Origin of the sequence: Streptomyces phytophilus (assembly GCF_013870535.1) — a bacterium.
In the GTDB taxonomy this organism is placed as follows: Bacteria; Actinomycetota; Actinomycetes; order Streptomycetales; family Streptomycetaceae; genus Streptomyces; species Streptomyces phytophilus.
This window is the reverse complement of record NZ_JACBXC010001470.1, coordinates 1-1,370: the sequence shown is the minus strand read 5'-3', so window position 1 is coordinate 1,370 and position 1,370 is coordinate 1. Positions and strand designations below refer to the sequence as shown.

Sequence of the window (1,370 nt, the reverse complement as noted above, 5' to 3'; positions counted from 1 at the left end):
CGTGCCGCTCGGCGTCGTCGTCGGCGGCCGGGCGGCCGGGCTGCCCGTGGCCACCAAGGCCGGGGGCTTCGGCAGCCCCGATGTACTGATCAAGGCCGCACAAGCGGTACGAACGGAGAGGAGCCACCGGTGAACGACCCGCAGGTGCCCACGCTCGCCCTCACCCTGGGCGACGTGGCCGGAATCGGACCGGAGATCACGGCCCGTACCCTGCTGCACCACGACGACCTGCGCCGCGTCTGCCGGCCCGTGGTGGTCGGGGACGCCGACGCCGTCCGCCGGGCGGTCGAGCTTGTCGGCGAGGACCCCGCCGCGGTGCGCGTCGTCGGCTCGCCCCGCGACGCCCGGAACGAGCCGGGGACCATCGACCTGGTGCAGGACGGGCCGTCCCTGGCCGCGGTGCCCTACGGCGAGCTGAGCGCGGCGGCCGGCGACGGCTCCGCCCGCTTCGTCATGCGGGCCTGCGCGCTGGCCCGCGAAGGGCTCGTCGACGGCATCGTCACCGCGCCGCTGAACAAGGCCGCCATGCACGCCGGGGGGCACTTCTGGCCCGGGCACACGGAACTGCTGGCGCACGAGTTCGGCGTCGAGAACTTCAGCCTGGTGCTCTCCGCGGGCGAGCTGTACTTCTTCCACCTCACCACCCACGTGTCCCTCACCGACGCCATCGCCGGGGTCACCCCCGCGCGTACCGACAACGTCCTGCGCCTGGTGGGTTCGTTCGCCCGCGCGCTCGGCCGGCCCGAGGAGCCGATCGGCGTCGCCGGACTCAACCCGCACGCGGGCGAGAACCGCCTCTTCGGCGACGAGGACGCCGACGTGCTGGCGCCGGCCGTCGAGCGGGCGAAGGCCGCGGGCGTCAACGCGGTCGGGCCGCTGCCCGCCGACGCGCTCATCCCCGCCGCGGTCCGGGGCGCGTGGAAGTTCGTCGTCGTCTGCTACCACGACCAGGGGCACGCCCCCTTCAAGGCCGTGTACGGCGACGACGGCGTGAACATCACCGTCGGCCTGCCCGTCGTCCGGGTCTCCGTCGACCACGGCACCGCGTTCGACATCGCGGGCAAGGGCGTCGCGCGGGAGGCGAGCCTGGTGCTGGCCACCCGGCGGGCCGCCGAACTGGCGCCGGGCTGGGGCCAGGTGTGGCGGACCGCGCAGGCGGGCGAGCCGGCCGCGGCGGCCGCCGTGGAGCGGTCGGACACGGCCTCGTAGACTCCCGGCGATGGCAGTCGACAGAAGTGACCCGCGGCCGCTGCACCAGCAGGTCGCCCAGTCCCTGCGCCAGCAGATCCTGGGCCACGACCTGCCGCCGGGTGCGCCGCTGCCGAGCGAGGCGGAGCTGTGCGCCGCGTTCGGCGTGGGGCGCAGCGTCG

2 protein-coding genes are annotated in these 1,370 nt (G+C 75.4%); both read left to right on the top strand.

Annotated elements, in window-relative coordinates:
• The first annotated feature begins 129 nt into the window (after nucleotides 1-129).
• A complete protein-coding gene (gene pdxA, locus H5J30_RS33445; RefSeq protein ID WP_181791496.1) occupies nucleotides 130-1,209 on the top strand; it encodes a 4-hydroxythreonine-4-phosphate dehydrogenase PdxA in 1,080 nt (359 codons plus the stop codon).
• 10 nt (nucleotides 1,210-1,219) lie between these two features.
• Nucleotides 1,220-1,370 (top strand): GntR family transcriptional regulator (locus H5J30_RS33440; RefSeq protein WP_181791494.1); only part of this gene is annotated, 151 nt, incomplete at its 3' end.